Annotated in this window: 6 protein-coding genes; all 6 read right to left on the bottom strand. The window is 67.8% G+C overall.

Annotated features, from left to right (window positions below):
* Window positions 1-9: 9 nt before the first annotated feature.
* Window positions 10-765, bottom strand: a complete 756-nt coding sequence (locus AC3EUV_RS12400; protein WP_435602892.1) for a hypothetical protein — start codon at window positions 763-765, stop codon at window positions 10-12.
* Between the two features lie 1,253 nt (window positions 766-2,018).
* A complete protein-coding gene (mads8, locus tag AC3EUV_RS12395) occupies window positions 2,019-7,670 on the bottom strand; it encodes a methylation-associated defense system ATP-binding protein MAD8 (protein ID WP_435602891.1) in 5,652 nt (1,883 codons plus the stop codon).
* Entirely contained in the window at window positions 7,667-9,331 is a 1,665-nt protein-coding gene (gene mads7, locus AC3EUV_RS12390) for a methylation-associated defense system protein MAD7 (protein WP_435602890.1), read from the bottom strand. Before mads7 ends, mads8 begins: the two co-directional genes overlap by 4 nt.
* Window positions 9,322-13,683 carry a methylation-associated defense system protein kinase MAD6 gene (mads6, locus tag AC3EUV_RS12385; RefSeq protein ID WP_435602889.1) on the bottom strand — a complete coding sequence of 1,454 codons (4,362 nt, stop codon included), beginning with the start codon at window positions 13,681-13,683 and terminating at the stop codon, window positions 9,322-9,324. The genes mads7 and mads6 overlap by 10 nt, the downstream gene beginning before the upstream one ends.
* Complete coding sequence (gene mads5, locus AC3EUV_RS12380) at window positions 13,683-15,107, bottom strand: methylation-associated defense system restriction endonuclease subunit S MAD5 (protein WP_435602888.1); 1,425 nt, start codon at window positions 15,105-15,107, stop codon at window positions 13,683-13,685. The genes mads6 and mads5 overlap by 1 nt, the downstream gene beginning before the upstream one ends.
* The gene (mads2, locus tag AC3EUV_RS12375) at window positions 15,104-17,245 is read right to left on the bottom strand and encodes a methylation-associated defense system DNA methyltransferase MAD2 (RefSeq protein WP_435602887.1); all 2,142 of its coding nucleotides are present in this window, start codon (window positions 17,243-17,245) and stop codon (window positions 15,104-15,106) included. Before mads2 ends, mads5 begins: the two co-directional genes overlap by 4 nt.
* Between the last annotated feature and the right edge of the window lie 36 nt (window positions 17,246-17,281).

Genomic DNA, 17,281 nt, shown 5'->3' with positions numbered 1-17,281 from the left:
GGCAGATGTCTACGGATACGCATCGCCTCCAGGGGCCTCGCGTAGTACTTCCAGCGGGACGCCGAGCTGCCGCTCAAACTTGTCCGCTACCCGTGGCCGCCCGGCCTCCCGCAACGAGCGGATCGCTTCCTCCATGAGCTTGCCGATGCGCACCACTTCGTCACGCAACGCCGTGAGCTCAGCACGGTTGTCGACCGCTTCGGCCCCGCACCACTGCAGGACCAGGTCCCTGCCGGGCTTGTGCATGCGATCTACCTCCGCGCAGATTTCCGCGCTGATGTGCGTGCCCGGGTTCTTGCCGCGTCCGCGGTAATACTCGCCATAGACAGCCCGGCGCCTTGTCCGCTCCTCCTCCTCGGCGAGGACGGCAACCAAGGACTCGGCCTGGGACCTGGCGAGCAAACGAGCGACGCCCAGCGTAGTAGGCCACGGCGCTGTTACGGCACCTGCGTCGTCGACGATGGCACGCGGATCAGCGACGAAGAAATCCTCTGACACATCCAGCACGGCTGCCAAGGCAGAAACGTCGTCGATATAGACGACTCCGCGTTCGCGATAGTTCCACCCCATCGAGACCACCCCCTCCACCGAGCACTCGTCGAAGACCGTGCTCGCCGCAAGGAACTCGGCATCCTCATCGCCCGGTCCGTCACAGGTCAGCTCGTCCCACCGACGCTGGCTCTCCAGCCACTCGTCCTTCTGCGCCCACGGCACCCTAAGCCGCGCTGGCGGCACCCACTCCTCGCGGCCTTCCTCCTCGTCCACGACGAACCGCACCTTCACCCGGCGCGGGCGTTGTGTGCCGACCTTGAGTACCTCAACCTCGCTGACCGAACCGTGGTATGGCGCGGAGCGATATGCCCACCTCTCACCTGGCTCCATGCTCTGCTCCTGTCCTCCGCCGCAGCCTCATACTCACACTGTCCACCCTGCTATCTCCACAGTGTTGGCGATCTGAAAAGGGCTCTGACCGCAGCTTCGTGAGCTCATGGCTGGGTGAGGATCCGGGCTCGAAGGAGTGTGAAGGAGGCCCGGCCGTACATTGCGCGCTTGAGCGTTTTGATCCGGTTGACGTGGCCTTCGACCACGCCTGAGCTCCAGCGAAGCCGCTCATCGGTTTCGGGGCGTTCTGTTCGCCTTGGCGGATCCATTCGAGCAGGAGGTGCCCGCGCTGGTGGCGGACGAGGTCGGCGAAGGTCCGAGCGAGGTCGCAGGCGCGGGCGATGTCGGGGCAGGCGAGGCGGACTTCGAGCAGTCGTTCCTCCTGGCCCCGAGGAATACGCGCTGGCCAACCGCATCCACCACCCCCGCAACGTCTACCTCAGAGAGAAGTGGATCACCCACCACTCGACGACTGGCTCACCACCGTGTTCCAGCCCCACCGCCTCGACGGCACCATCGACCTCATGGCCGCCGCAGCCCAACCCGAAAGCCACCCCGACACCGCCGGGGCCGAAGCCGCCCGCGCCCTGATCGCCGACTGCGACGCCAAACTCACCACCCACCGCGCCGCCCTCGAAGCCGGCGCCGGCCCCACCGTCATCACCCAGTGGATCGCCGAGACCCAGGCCACACACGCCCGCGCCGAAGCCGACCTACGCACCACCGCACACGGCACCCACCCCCGCCGCATGACCCGAGACGAGATCGCCCGCCTCGTCCGCTCCATCAGCGATCTACCACCAGCTCGGCCTCCAGCTCACGTACGCCCCCGGCCACCAGACCATCCACGCCGAGATCACCCCCACCCCGCACGCCCGCAACAACGACAAATCCCCACGGTTTCAGAGAAACCGTGGGGATTTGGTCCGTGTCCGAGGGGGGATCGATACCAATGCCCCACGGATTCCGACGATCACCACGGATCTGGATCTCTGGCGGTGACGGCCGCCCGTGCCCGCCCTCACAGGCGGGTCACCGCCTGGTCCGCGGATCGGGTGACCGGTATCCGTGGCGCCATCGGAACCGCGTCCCTGGTGGTACGCCTCATCGAGAAGTGCCACTTGATGTCCACACCGCTAAGATCCGCCGCCAGATGCCGTCTTGGTTCCTCCACCGTGCCGGGTGACGCGCGGGCGGCACTGGATGCGGACGGCGCCGTGGGTGAACGCCTGATCGGTGGCCTTACTTGACCAGACGTAGGCCTCGCCGGGGCCGAGACGGGCCAGCCGCTCCGAGGTCAGGCCGGAGAGGGCCGCGTTCGCCTTCTGCAGGTGCTTGAGCCAAGCCGGGGAGGTGAACTTGTGGAGGATCACGTGGTTGGACAACTCGATCAGCTGGACGGGTACAGACGGCGGGTCCTGGCTCGCCACGAGGATGCTCATGCCCTTGTGGCGCATCTCGCGGACGGATTCGACGAGTCCCGCCACCAGGTCGGGGCTGTCGATGTACTTGTGCGCCTCGTCGAAGACGACCAACTTGTTGAATCGGCGGTCGCCATCCTGGGCGTCGGCGAAGAGCTGCATGAGGACGACGAACAGGCCGAGGGCGTCGTCCTTCTCGATGAGATCGTCGCGCAGGTCCACGATGATGAGGCGGCCGGGGCGGATCTGGCTGGAGAGCCGGACACTGTCGTCGATGTACTCCTCGGCGAGTTCTAGCCGGTCCTCGGCCAGGTCCTTGATGTGGTCCGCCATGTGCGAGTCGGCCAGCTCCTGGCGGATCGCGTCCAGGCTCAGGTCGTTGCGCCGTTTACGGATGGCCTTGGCGATCTGCTTGATATAGGTGGACCGGTTGCCGACGGCTCCGAGAAGGAACTTCCAGTGTTCTGCCTTGAGTTCGGCGGAAGAGAACGCCAGCGGCTGTACCTCGATCCCGGGGTACTTCGCGCGCCGCTCCTCCACATGGGCCTCGGGCGCAAGGAGCAGGACGTCGGTCAGGGCCCGAGGCTCGGCTCCGTAGCGTTCCTTGAGAGCGGCGAGCTGGGCTTCGTCGTCGTTGGGGTGCACCATTGAGGTGAACTCGGGGGCGTAGTCCTGGGTCTTGCTGTAGTGGAATACCACGGTGGCCAGCGGGTGCGGAAGGAGATTGACGGGCGGGGCTGACAGCGACGCCGCCTCAATGAGGGTGCCCAGGGTGTAACTCTTACCGCCTCCCTGTACTCCGAAGAGGCTGATGGTGTGCGTCTCGTCGAGGTCGATGGCGACTGTACGGCCGGCCGCCTCACCCAGCACTCCGTACTGCGGCGAGGGCCGAGTAACGCCCAGGAAGACGTCGGGCCGCGCGGCTCCGGCGTCGGCCCGGGGCGTGGACGGCACCGCCTGCCTCGGGGCATCGGCGGTCGGTGCGTCGTGGAAGCTGGGCGGGTCGAGCACGGTGGCCGCGTGCGCATGCCTGTCTTCCGCAGAGGCTGACGCCCCGGCCGCGGGCTCAGGCTCTGCCTCGGACGGGGAGATCTTGTCCGGCGACGACGTCGGCTGCTGCTGGGCCTGCGGGGCCTGCACTTCGGCCGAGTGCAACGGATTGTCTGCCTCGCCGGACTCCGCGCTCCCGTCTTCCGTCGGGCTCCCAGAAGTTTGCTCGGCAGAGCTGCGCTCCCCCGCGTCCTGGGGCTCCTCCGCGCGGAAGCTCGCGTCGCTGAGGCGGGGCACGGACAGGTTCAGCAACGCCAGCGTGGGCGCTGTAGCGGATCCTTCCGGCGCCGACTCCTCGTCCGTCCTCTCTTCCGCAGCAGAGTCCTGGGCGGCCTGCAGGCCGGGCCGCACCGTGAGGATCGCCTGGATCAGTTCGTTGATGAGGTCGCTGCCGATCCGGTGGAACTCCACTCCGCCGTCGGTCTCCCGGTCTGTTCCCGTCCGGGCCAGGTCGAAGATCAGGCCGCTGCGGGTGAACCGCAGCCGGTAGCCGTCATCGAGAGTGTCGAGCAAATCGTGCGCGGCCTCGCGGGCGCTCCTGTCCATGGCGCCGTGCCGGGCCGCGCGCTCCAGGTAGAAGCGGAGCATTGTGTCGAGTGCGAGGTTCTTGACGGGGCGGTCAACACGGTCTGGGGTGTCGTACGTGGGGTCGAAGGACTCGGCGAGGACGGTCTGGCTGCGCTCCAGCTGTTGACCGATCTTGTTCTTGAGCCGCTGGTAGGTGCTGATGTCGTCGAGCGCGGTGTAGCACTTCACTTCGACGAGGCGGCAGGCGATGGTGCGGGTCCGTGCGTCGAGGTGGAAGAGCGCGAGGTCGCTGCGCTGGAAGGAGAGGGAGCCGCCGAGTTCGCGTGCCTGGCGGCGTGCTTCGGCGTACAGCTCGGGGTGGGCGTCGAGCGGGACGACGATCTGGTTGTGCAGGACGTCCTGGTAGTCCAGATAGAGGCGGGCCAGCGACAGACCGAGGACCTCGGTGCGCTGGTTGGGTGCGGTGGAGGCGAGTTTGAAGGCGAGATTCCCCGACAGCAGCCGCAGCTGGTCGAAGAAGGTGTCGAGGTGGCGTTCCTCGACTTCGAGACCGTGCTGCCGGGCGGTCGGGCCGAGCAGGGTGCGCAGTTCGTCGACCGAGTTCGAACTCACCATGATCTGGTGCCCGAGTCCGTTGCCGGCGGAGGGCGCGTAGTCGATGACGTATTCGGGGCGGCCGTGCCGTCCCGCGTGGTCGAAGTACTCCAGGCCGAGGGTCCGGTCGATGGTGACGACCCAGTCGCCGGTCTCGTGGGCCTGGTAGAGCAGGGCCCGGTCAGCGGTGTCCAAGGCGAGGACAGTGCAAGGCACGCTCCTCGGGGCCTGCCCGGCGGTGGCCACACAGGCGGCTGCGGTGGTGAGCAGCCCGGGCAGACGGCTCATCAGAGTCGCTAGGTCCTCGGCTTCCTCAAGGGCGAGGGCGTTGCCGTGCCGCGGGGAGGTGCGCCAGACGATCTGCTGTTCGTTGTCCTCGTAGGTGACGGCGGTTGTCTGGACCAGGCCGTGGACAGGGGCGTGCGCGATGCCCCGGTGCACGGTGGCGGCGTGCTGCTCTCCGCCGAACGCGTCGATGAGGACGGTGAGGTGGGCGTCGAAGTCGTCGGCCTGGCTGGTGAACTCCGCAACGGAGCGCACGGAGTGGACAAGTTTCACCGTGCGTCCGGGGCCGGTGGTGTGCAGGAATGCCTCCGCCTCGGCGGATGTGACCGCACTCTGGGCACTCTGCAGTTCCGCCAGCGCTTCGCCGGTCTCCGGGGCCTGCGGATCGGTCACGCAGAGACGAATGTCGTAGGCGAGGGAACGGGTGGTATCGCGACGCTGGAGTTGGAGAAGGGCGTCGGCAACGATCTCTGCACGGCCGGCGTTGACTACGTTCATGACGAGCGTGCGGACGTACGGATGGAGCCGTATGTACCGCTCGATGCGGTCGGCGAGCGCTGTCCCGGACAGGGCCCCGGAAACGGAACGCGTGCCCGTGGTCGGCAGGTGCAGTGCGGTGGCGAGCCTGCCGAGCAGGCCGCGGGGGTCTGGCGTCTCGCTGGGGAGATAGGCGCCCCAGTACGGGGTGAGGTTGTCAGCGGCGGCCATCAGACGGCCGTCCTGTCGAGGGACGGCGAACGGGAAGCCCAGGGGGGCCAGGGACTCCATGAGGGAATCCTTGACCGCGAGGACGGCTTGCTTGTCGCCGGATGCCAGACGCTGTGTCCAGTCCAGGCCCAGGGCGGACCATGCGGCCAGCCACAGAGCGCGTAGAGGGTGGGTCGGGGAGACGACCAGAACGGTGTCCCGGCGCCCCATGCCGTCCGTGAGTGTCGCCGCCACGCAGTCGATCTGCTGGATCCTGGCCAGGGCTGTCACTGCGCGGCCCCGCCCGGTCTCGCCGGTCCGTTCGGCGTGGAGCGACTGGGCGTCGACCAGCTCTGCGTACGCCTCGGCATACGCGACGAGTTCGTCCCGGATCTGCTCGAAGTCGACGGCTTCGCTGACGAGGAGTCCGGCCGCTGCGGCCGGACCGTCCTGCGCCGTCCGGTCGGTCTGCCCGCCGATCGCTGCGAAGTAGGCCCGCCGGGCGGAGAGAAAGTCGTGGTAGGCCTCGGACGCCCGTCCCGTCAGAGCATCCTTGAGGTCTTCGTCCGTGCCGGCGGGCATCTCTGCGGTGCCGTCGGGGCGCAAGAGGATCCGGCGCAGCGAGGTGTCGTCCGGCCGGGCAAGCAGATCCTGCTGGGCCTGCACGAGCAGCGGCGAGAGCCGGATCTCAGCGCTGCCGACGGTCTGGATTCGTACGTTCAGGATCTGCTGTGGGCTGCGTGCGGTGACCGGCCGCCAGCGTGCGTCGAGGGCGGTGACCCGTGTGGGATCCTCGGCGGCGGCCAGGGCGTCGAGCTGCAGGGACCTCAGTGCCTGGGCGACTCCAGCGAAGCGCCCGGCGCTGCGCTCGGGGGGCTCCTCGATCTCGCCGTCGGGAACGACGTAGAAGTGCTCGCTCTCACCGCCGGGCAGGCCGTGCGCGCCGGGGAGTACGTTGAGGGGCTCGTCGTCCGCGTCTAGTGGGACGACTCTGACGTAGTGCCAACCCTCCTCCCAGTCGACCTTGTTGAGGCGGAGGAGGGTCGCCTCGTACTCGGGCTTCGGGCGCGTGCCCTTGCCTTTGTGCGTGATCCGGCCGATCGGGCCGCCGCTCTCCGAGACGATCTCGACGCGGAATCTTGCAAGCCCTTCCACCGTGCGGGGGGCGGGCTGTACTGCGAAGCGCACGGTGAGGGCGCGTGCGCCTTTTTCCCCGGCGAGCAGGTAGGGCTGGCCGACGATGGCGGAGAGGGCGGGGTGGGCATGAGCGCCCTCGGAGCTGTCGCCGACCGTCGGCAGGCCAAGTTCGCGCACCTCGATGGAGATGGCGGCACGCCGTCGTTCTTCGATGCGCCAGTTGCCGAAGGACAGCGGCCAGTTCTCCCGGTCGACCACGATGCGGCGTGTCCATGCCGCTGGGTCCTCAAGGCCGCAACGGGAGGCGAAGGTGGCGAGACGGGAGGCGAAGTCGCTGTCGCTGAGGCCGAGATCGAGGACGCGCTGCCGCTCGGAGCGCTGCGAAGTGGCGAGCTTCTCCACCAGGCGATGATTCTTCGCCACACGCTCGGAGACCAGGTCCGGGTCGGTGAACAGGTCGAAGTCCGGTACGAGTCCCAAGTGGTACACCGCCGCCCCGGCTACCTGCTCACGGTAGTCATTGGCCAGGAGGGTGAGGAGATACTGGGCGACGGCACGGTCGCCGACCCGGGGGCCGGGGAGGCCGTGCAGGGTGGCGAACAGCGCGTCGACTCCTGGGCGCAGCCGCCCGGGGACCTGGTCGAGGAGGTGCTCGGCGAGATGGGCGTAGGCGTCGCCGAGCGGCACCTCTTCGAAGGTCGCGATGCCGAAGGAGTCTTCGGCGCTCACCTTGGTACCGGGCGGGACGAAGACCAGAAGCGGTCCGGGCAGGACGCCCTCTCCCTCAGTCCTGTTGCGGAGTTCGACCAGTTTGGTGCTGGTGACGCCGACGTCGTGGAACGACTGGTCCAGGGCGAGTTCGGCTTCGGTCAGGAGCAGGCAGACCGTGGCGTCAGGGCCGACCGCCCCCCGAAGGCGGCGCACCAGTACCGCCGCCAGTTCGGCCTCCACCTCGGTGATCCGCATGCAGTGCCCGGCGCCTCGCGCTGCGACGAGCGCGGCGAGCCGGGGTGCGAGGACGCCTTCGAGGGCGTCGCGCATGTCCTTGGACGTGGTTTCGGTCATTCCCGTCGTGCCGCTGCTCATCGAGGGGTGGCTCCTGTCCGTGCCGCGGTGCCGATGGTGTACCGGGGGGTGATGGTCTGCGTCAGGTAGGCGTCGGACATGTCCTGGTAGTAGCCGATCTCCCGCAGCCGGCTGAGGAACGCCGTGGAGTTGGCGCGCAGCGCCGCCTGGTCGTCGAGGTGGGCTCCGGTGAAACCGTCGCCCTCAGGGAGCCGGTCGATGTGGAGCCCGTAGCGGTCCCGCAGCAGCGCAAGGAACTCGTCCACCCGCATCGGGGCGGTGGCGAGGTTCCCTGACCCACCGGCCTCCTCGCGCAGGAGGGACACCTGGAGCAGCACTTCGAGGAGGCGCGCGTCCAAGATGAAGCGGCGAGCCGAGGCGTCGCCGCTGCGTCCGCCGCGCGGCTGGGCGATCAGCGCGCCGGGACGGTGCTTGAGCAGCATGGAGTCCAGGCACTTCACGAACTGGCCCCGGTAATAGCGGCCCCGGTAGTGCATGAGCATCTCGGTGTACTCGTCGAAGGGGGCCAGATTGAACTGGGTGATCCCCTTGACCTCGGGAGGCAGCTCCTTCTCCTCGTCCCGTACCCGGGTGGCGCGCTGCTGAAAGAAGGAGTCGCGCTTCTTGGCGTACGACTTGCCGAGCAGCCTCAGCGCTTCGTCGAGGGTGGCGTAGTTTCTGCCACCGGACCGGGCCGGGCCGTCATCTTGGGTGGCGAGGTCCTCGGCGAACTCGTCCAACTTCTTGATCTGGTAGGTGGCCTGTACGAAGCGGGGAATCCGCCGGTACCAGATGTCCGCACTGTGCTCGGCCAGGGCGGCGGTCCGGGTGCCGGGGGTACCCTCCAAATCCAGGAAGAGGCGTACCTGGTACGGGCAGCGGTCGGCCGCCGTCGTACCGGTGTGGCCCTTGCGGCAGGCGGCCGGTACCGCACCGTGCGTGAGGGCGGCGGGCAGCAGTTTCACCATGCGGAGGTGATAGAGCGCCAGGTGGAAGGCGAAGAGCGTCTTGAGGTGGTCCACCAGTACGGTGCGCGGGATGTAGTCCTGGTGGTAGAGGAGCCGCATGACGTCCTGGCAGAGCAGTTGGGCGGGTTCCGCGCAAAGCGGCGGATGGGGAGTGCGGGGCTTGCCATTGTCCGGCCGGTCCTGCATCTGGCCGCCGGCCAGTTCGACCAGGTGCAACAGGGCCTGGGTCTCCACGTCGGTGTCCGGGCCCGGAGCGATCTCACCGGTGGAACGGTCGACGTCGGAGAAGAAGAACTCGCGGAGCCCCTTCAGTGCCCCGTCGTCGGCCGCAAGCATTTCGTACAACTGCTCGTCGGCCCCGTAGGGGCGGGACTTGCGGCTGTTGCGGAACCGGTAGACGAAACCGTGTAGCGGCCTGGGGCCTGCCACCGACTCGTCCGCTTTTCCCCGGTTGACCAGGTCCAAGAGGTGGGTGGCGGTCCAGCGGGCGGTGGTCTCCCGGTCGAAGCCGTCGAACACCTCGGAGTGTTTCAGGAACCGCTTGACGAACACCTCCACGTCGAGGGTCTTGTCCCGGCTGATCTTGCTGGGCTTGCCGTCATGCCACAGCCGCGCGAGGAGCGCGGTGAGGACCCGGTCCATGTCCAGGGGCTTGTAGTCGATCCGGCTGACGCCGGGGTGGTGAAACGTGCCGAGCGATCCGGTCAGCGCCATGCCGCTTCCTCCTGTGCCCCGTCTGTATCGATGCCGCGCTGTCCGATGTCCCGTTCGCCCGGTCCGTCGCCGGACGGCCCGGCTGTCAGTTCCTCCATGTGCAGGACCCGGTCCTCGCTTCGGTGGATACGGCGCAGGTCGTGCCCGTGCGTGGTGAGGAGTACTTCCTGGTACGGGACGGCGGACAGCCGGTTCTTGAAGACGGCGAGGGCCAGCTGCTGTCCCTGGAGGTCGGCGACCGAGGGCCGGTAGCCCTGCTCGAAGCGCTGCAGCAGATCGAACAGGTCGAGCCGGATGTCGAGCTCCGCCGTGCCACCCTGGTGTCCTGCCGGATCCTGGTAGCTCAGGCGCAGCGAGGTCCGCCCGGATTCGATGTACGGGGAGGAGTGCGGGACGCCGGGTGCAAGGCGGAACCCCTCGGCGGGGAAGCGGCGGAAGCTGCGAACGGTGCCGCCGGTGACCTCGCGCACCTTCAGGGCGAGGGCGTTCCCGATGCGTTCGGGGGCCACCAGGCCTTCTCCCCGGTTGAGGGCGCGCAGGAGCGTGTCACGTTCCTCGACGAGGTCCCCGCTGGCGGACAACAGGTCCATGAAGCGCAGCACGGAAGGGTAGGGCAGCATCCGCTGGGCGCGTTCCTCGTCGTGGAGCTCGAAGTAGAGAAGGCGGCGCGCGGCGTCCAGGTAGCGGCGATGTTCGGCGGCCCGGGCCCCGTGGGCGCCGCCCGACCGGGCGAGCTCGGCGAACTGCCCGGAGAGCAGGACCCGATCGCGGTCCCCCCGCCCGTCCACGGTTACCAGCGCCCCGTCCTCCAGGAGGCCGGAGTAGTCCAGTCGACGGTCGAGCCGGGGCTGGGGGGCGGCGGCGACGTCCGCCTCACGGAGTAGCGCGAGCAGGCGGTCGCGCTCGTGCGGGGTGCCGACGTCCGCAGGGGGTGTGCCCAGGTGCGCGGAGAAATAGAAACCGTCGAGGATGCGGCGGGCGTTGCCGTCCGCGTACAGCTGGTGGATCTCGGTGCAGTCGCGGCCCGAGGTGAGGGTGAAGGCGAGCGCCGAGCGCAGGTCACGCAGGGTGATGTGGAGCTTTCCGCGAAGCTGGGTGAGCTCGTACACTCGGCGCAAGCGCCGTTTGGCCTGGGGGCCGGCCGATGGGTGCTGGAAGGTCTGGGCGTTGTGCCGGGCGTAGCAGACGGTGGCCAGGTCACAACTCGCGCAGTCTTCCCAGAAGTTCTCTTGGGTCATCCGGTCGACCATGCGCTCCAGGAGCGACTCACCGTCCTGAGGGACGCCGTCGGCGTCGACAGACCGAGCGGACACATCGCGGGTGTTGAGGTTGACGACGGCAACGGCCTGTCCGGTATTCCCGCCCGCCAGACCCAAATTGACGAGCTTGGCTAGGTGGGGATAACGGTCGTGGCGGTGGCTGAGGAAGTCGATCAGCCGCCCCTCGTTGACGGCGATCAGGCGCGTCTCGCCCCTGGAAGCCTGCGGCCAGTCGTCCTGCGACACGCCGGCGTAGGGGGCGAAGAATTCCTCCAGAACCTCGTCCCCGGCGACGTTGCCTTCGTCTTGACTGCCGTCATGGTTGGTACGGAACCGGTGTCCGTCCAGGGTGAAGTCGCTGCCGTTGGGCCGCTGCGGTCCGAAGTCGGCGCCCATCTCGCAGGCCTGGCGCTCAAAGCGCTCCAGGAAGGCGGTCTTGCCGTCGCCCGCGTTGCCGGTGACCACGACGAGCGCGTGCTCGCCGCGGCGGAGGGCGGGAATGAGTTCGCGGTCCAGGGCGGTCTCGATATACACGGACATGGCGCGCGGGTCGAGGCCGCGGGTGCCGCGGTTGGAACTGCGGCTCTGGCTGTACAGGGTCTGCAGGTGAGTGACAAAGGGATTGCTGTTCGGCTCGGGAAGCTCCGCGCCCCCCGGACTGTCGCTGGTAGGCGGAGCCGGCGGCAGCTGTGAACGTGCGGGGGACAACGGTGCGGAAGCGGAGGCGTCCCGCGCGGACTGGAGGCCCTCCAGTGCCTGCAGCAGTTCCTCGGCAGTGCTGAACCGCTCACCCCGGTACGGCGAGATCGCCCGCAGGATGGTGTCGGCGAAGCCGGGCGCGAGGTCACCGAAGCCGCTGTAGGCGGTCCGGGGATCGATGGGCCGGACGCCCGGAAGGGGGCGGCTCGCATCCCATGGATGGGTCCCGCCGGTGAGCGCCTCGTACAGGGTGACACCGAGCCCGAACAAGTCGCGGTCGGTGTACCCGCCTGCATCGGCAGGGACCTGGTCTAAGTCGGGCGGGCTGTAACGGGGGCTGGTGTAGGTGTGCCCCTCGGAGGAGTCGGAGGTCTTCGCGATCCCGAAGTCGATCAACTTGACGCCGTCGTCGGTCCACAACAGGTTGCTCGGCTTGATGTCGCAGTGCCACACCCCGAGGTCGTGGATGTGTCGCAGTCCGCGCGCGGTGTCGACGGCGAGCCGCAGTACGTCCGCCGCTCCCATCCGGCCGCCCCGGATCACCTCGGCGACGTCCTTGCCGTCGACGAACTCGAAGACCAGGTATGGATACTCGTCTGGGGTCGGCAGCCGGTCTGCGTCCACCATCGCCACCACGTTGGGATGCGGCGCGCCCTGAAGCCGCGCCAGGACATCGGCCTCGCGGCGCAGCCGCTCCAGGACGGAGTCCCGGTCCCGCAGGACCAGCTTCACCGCCCGGTCGACGCTCCTTATCGTGTCGTACACCCGGTAGGCCACCCCGAACGAGCCGGGACGGCCAAGCCTCCGTCGTACGAGGTACTTCGTGCCGAGCTGGAAGTCTGCCGGCAGGTCCCGGTAGAACTCCGGGCCACGCGGGGCGTCCAGGTTCTCCGGCCCGCTGTCGGCGGAAGGTGGTCCAGCCGGAGCAGCGGCTGAGGAGCCGATGCGCTTGGCGGGCGCTCTGCTCGCGCCGATGGCAAGGTCCAGGCGGCGCAGTGCCTCGATGGCAGTGGGCCGTGCGACCGGGTCCGCGGCACACAGGGTCTGGAGCCAGTGTGCGAGCTCTACCCGCACCCCAGCGCTCTCCAGGCCCCCGGCGGGAAGCCGTCCGGCCGCACCGGCCTGCTCGGTGGCCGAGGAGAAGGGCAGCTCGCCGGTGAACAGCTGATAGCCGATCACTCCGACCGCGTACACGTCCGCCGCCATGCCCATGGCGGCGGGATCGGCATGGCACTCGGGCGCCAGATACGCCGGGTCGGCAACCCGGTGTGCCTGGAGGCCCACGGTGTGCAGGCGGCGCTGCGCGGTCTTGGCGTACTCGAAGCCCGTCAGCATTGCCCGGCCGTCCTGGGCGATCAGGATGTTCGACGGAGTGAGCTCGCGGTGGGCGATCCGACGGCTGTGGGCGTGGGCAAGCCCACGCAGGACGTCGCGGACCGTCCGCAATTTGGAGTCTGCGGTCAGCGCATCGGCGCTGCCACCACCCGTCAGATGCAGCTTCAGGGCGTGCCCAGGAACGTCCTCGAAGACGGTGACGCACACACCCTGGTCGTCGTCGGCGAGGAAGTCCCGCACCCCGACGACATTCGGATGCGAGGGCAGTTTGCCGAGCGCCTCGTAGGCGATCCCGATCTGCTTCCGCTCGAGGATCCGCTCAGCCGCCGGGGCGTACGGGTCGGTCTTGCGCACCTGAAGCCGGACCGTCCCTGAACCCTGCACCATCAGGGCGTGCTTGGCGCGGTACTCGGCGAGTACGTCGACGCCCTCGGCGTGCTGGGACTCGCTGAGCTTCTCGATCACCTGCCAGTTGCCGAACCGGAGTGGGCCGGAGGGCGCCCGGGAGACCCCGCGGACTGTGCTGACGATCGCCTCGTGGTGGGCAGAGACGTCGATGTCGAACCGGCCGGACGTCACCGGCACCCGGCCGGCATCGGCCAGCCGCCCGATCAGGCCGTCCAGGGTGACGGTGGCCTTCGCGTCGCGCTGCAACGGGGTCGAGTCGGTGAGGGCAGCGTCCGCGGCGGTCAGAACGACCAGCGCGTCGGTGTAAAGCCGGGAAAGCGGCAGGTGCGCGGTCTCCAGGATCGTCTTGAGCTGCTTGGCATGGCTCTGCAGCTTGGGGACCGGGCTGCGGAACGGGGCGCGGCGCGCCGGGTACCAGCGGCTCCCGTCGGTTTCGATCCGGCCGTAGGTGCCCTTCACGTCGATGACGTACACCGCGTGCCCGGTCACCACAACGAGATCGACCTCGAAGAGCCGCTCTCGGTCCCGGCTCGGGATTTCGACGGAATGCAGGACCGTCCAGTCGTCGGGGGCGTGATCACGCAGGTGCGCGATCACCCTCCGCTCGGCATCGTTGACGGCCTCCCCAACAGCAACGATCCTGGCTCCCATTACCTGGCGGCCTCCTCGATGGCGGCGGTGAGCAGCGCGAGCGCCTTGTCCTCCAGGACGTCGGCGCGGCCGCGGCAGTTGTAGGCGTAGCGGACGGTGGCGGCGATGCGGGTACGGTCTTCTGGTGCCGCGAGCGGAACAGGTAGATCCCTTAGGAACCTGGGGTGGTACTCCTGCTGCTTCCCTCCCACGCTCATGGAGCGCAGCGCCCTGAACACCGCTTCGGACCTGAAAAAGGCGAAGAGGTAGGCGCCAGATACCTTGGAGTCGCCGCTCACTACGCGCACATAGTCCTGGCTGTAGGCGTGCTGGAGCCAGGAGCCCGTGATGAAGACCGAGCGACTGTAGACCTCGTTCTCCCCAAGCGTGCCCCGCGCCGCGACCAGGACTGTCTCGTCCTGCAGGCGGATATCGTCGGGAGCCTGAGCTTCGTTGATCCACCGGCCTTCGGGACGGAGCCAGAATGACTGACGCTGCCCGATCAGACGAACACCGTGCTCCGGATTGCTTTCGATCCTCTTGAAACGGGCTCCCGTGCTCAGCGTTCCGCCAGAGCAGATCGCGCCCAAGGCAGAGCCTGGCACCGATCCCAGCTTCTCCAGCAACCTCCGCGCCCTCGGCGCGAAGTTCAGCGCCCGGATCGAGGTCGGCCCCGCGCTCTCCACCGCGAACCCGAGGTCCCGGTCCTGCTGGTGCCAGCCGATCTCGTTCAGCTCGGAGAGCCCGTTGCTGTCGAAGAAGTCTTTCGTCGCGGCCACCAGATCCTTCTGGCACCGAGCCCGCAGCTCCGCACTCTTCTCGATCAGTTTGTGGATCCGCTCCTCCAGAGCCGCATCGAACCGCGGCACCGGAAGCCCCGCGATGTGGTGCGGCTCGATGTGCTTCACGGCCGACCCGTAGACCGAGCCCCGCACAAGCACCTCGCCGAACTCACTGAGCAGGAAGGCGTACAGGTACCCCGGCTTGATCCTTTCCGGATCGGCTTCGACCTTGAGGGTGTCCTGCGAGGACCAGACCCCCTTCATGTCCGGGCGGACATAGGCGCGCCTGCCGGCGTTGAACCCGGAACACGAGATCAGAGTCATGCCCGGCTTGAGCTCCAGATACGACAGCGCCGCCGACTCGGCGTCGGTCTTCCGCAACCGGGGCAGGCCGGTGAGGTCGGCCGCCATCATGTCCTTCGTCCCCAGGAACGGCACACTGTGCTCGGGATCCGTGAGGTAGACCCGCCGGAACATGGGCCCGTTGAAGATCCCTCCGTTGTGCCCAGCCGTCAGGCCCTCCAGCCGTTCCGTCTTCGGAACCCGCTTGAGCATCTCCTTCATCGCCAGCGCGCCCGAGACGTACGGCGACGCGTCCAGCCGGAGCCCCTGGTCCGCGAACCAGCCGGACATCACGGGGTTGGCGAGGTCGGCGACCTTCATGCGCCCGCCCCCGCAGCCTCGCGCGGGTCGATACCCGGCACCGGGTACTCGGCCCGGAACTCCCGGTACTTCTCAGCGATCACCGGCAGATCGTTGTCGATGACCTTCTTGCTGTGCCTCAGCGGCCGGGCTACTTCCTTGCCCCGAATGTTGAGCCGTTCGACCACGACCGAGGTCTCGACCACGGGCTCGCCGTCGGGTGTGCGCTTGTACAGCTCGTTTCCTCGACGGTCGAAGCCGACCTTCTCGGCGACCGCCATGAAGACCGGATACGCCTTCTCCGTCTTCATCCTCCAGTTACGCACTTCCTGCTCGGTTTTGCGCTTCAGGAAGAGCAGCGTGGTGAGGATGTTGACGTTGGCGTCGACGATGAAGGTCTCCACGGGAAGCTCGACGCTGGCGAGGACCCAGCAGTGCTCCAGGATGTAGCGGCGGATCGCCTCGTCAGTCGGTCCGGGGTTCGACAGGATGCCGTTGGGCAGGACGATGCCGATCCGTCCGCCGGGTTTGACCCACTCGATGGCCCGCTGGATGAAGAGCTGCTCGGGGGCCATGCTCTTCGGCGTGCTGGTCAGGCTCGCCGTGGGCTCTCCCGTCACCGGGTCGCGCCCCCACGACCTGGCGATGCCCTGACGGAAGTCGCCGAGCACCGATTCGTCGCTGATCGGGATGTCCGCGCCGAACGGCGGGTTGGACAGCAGTACGTCCACGGTCTCGCCGAGCGGAATCTGTTTCTTCGCCTTCTCGACATCCGCAAGGTGTCCGCGCGGGAATGCGAGCGAATCCATGTGGAAGATATTGCCCGTGGTCTGCGCGAGCATCATGACGTCCATGGTCGTCGCCCGCACCAGGAATTGGTCGAAGTCGGCACCGAATAGGTGCTTTTCCGCGTACTCCTTGAGCAGATCGCCGTAGCGCACCTGCTCCTCCTTGGTATCGGGAAAGCCCAAGGTGCCAGCCTCATTCTTCCAACTGTCGCGCAGGTGCTTGAGGGTGGCCTGGAGGAAGCCGCCGGTGCCGCAGGTCGGGTCGAGGACGGTCTCGTCCTGCTTCGGATCGAGCATCTCCACCATGAGGTCGACCGCGACTCGAGGGGTGAAGTACTGCCCGCGGTCTCCGCGCAGGTTGGTGCCGACGAGTTCCTGGTAGGCGATGCCCTTGGCGTCGATGTCCGAGGCGCTGAGGTCGTAGTGGGCGAGCTCGCTGACGATGAAGGCGAGCGCCTGGTCGGACAGGGTGATCTCGTCGGTGGGCTTGAAGACCTCGCTGTACTGGATCTTGACGTCCTCGAAGAGGCTCCGCACCCGCTTGGCGATGGCGGCGCGCCCGTCTTCCTCGAACATCTCCTTCAGTCCGGTGCGGAACCGCCCGTGACCCGTGCCCCGGCTGACGCGCTCGTCATACATCTTGGCGAACAGCAGGTAGAGGAACTGCCAGAAGGCGGCGTCCTTTGGCATGCCCTCGTTGCCGTGAATGTAGTTGTGGCAACGCTGGAAGGCGGCCTTGAGTCGTTCCGGCTCGGCCAGACGCAGTCGCTGGTGCGAGGCGACGGTACGGCTGCCGTCCGTCCCGTCGGTGATCTCCCAGTCACTGCGGTCCTCGAAGTTCACACCAAAGTCGTCGACCACCTTCTTGAGGAAGAAGTAGTCGGCGCCGTCCGTCCACATGCCGTGTGCGCACAGCGGACGGCCGTCATTGCCCATCAGTTCCTGGAGCTCTTCCAGGTCCTTCCGCGCCTGGTCGGGCATGCGCAGCTTGAAGACGTTCTTGGTCTGCTTGGGCTCGGGCTTGCAGATCACCACCCGGCGTAGATTGGCCGTGGTGTGAGCCATGCCCGACTCGAAGACCGCGATGTCGGCCTTTTTGGTGCGCTTCCGTTTGGCACCCTCTTCACTGACCGTGAGGGCGAAATCACGCTCCATGTCGCCGGGGTCGATCCCGTACTCGTGGACAAGCGCGCGAGCGATGCGCTGGCGGACCTTCTCCTTGGGTGTCTCTTTGATCGCCTTGCCGCTGATGTAGTCGGCGACCTCGCCCTCCTTCAGGGCGACGACCTGGGACTCTTCCTCCCCCGCCGCCCGGCCCGCGTTCTCTCCGGGCTGCTGCGGAATATCCAGGTCCAAGGTCAGTTCCTCCATCGGCTTGCCGCTTCTTTCCTGTGCTCAGTCGTACCG

The organism is Streptomyces sp. bgisy130 (assembly GCF_057708345.1).
Note: the sequence above shows the minus strand (reverse complement) of the source record. Positions and strands in the feature narration are given on the sequence as shown.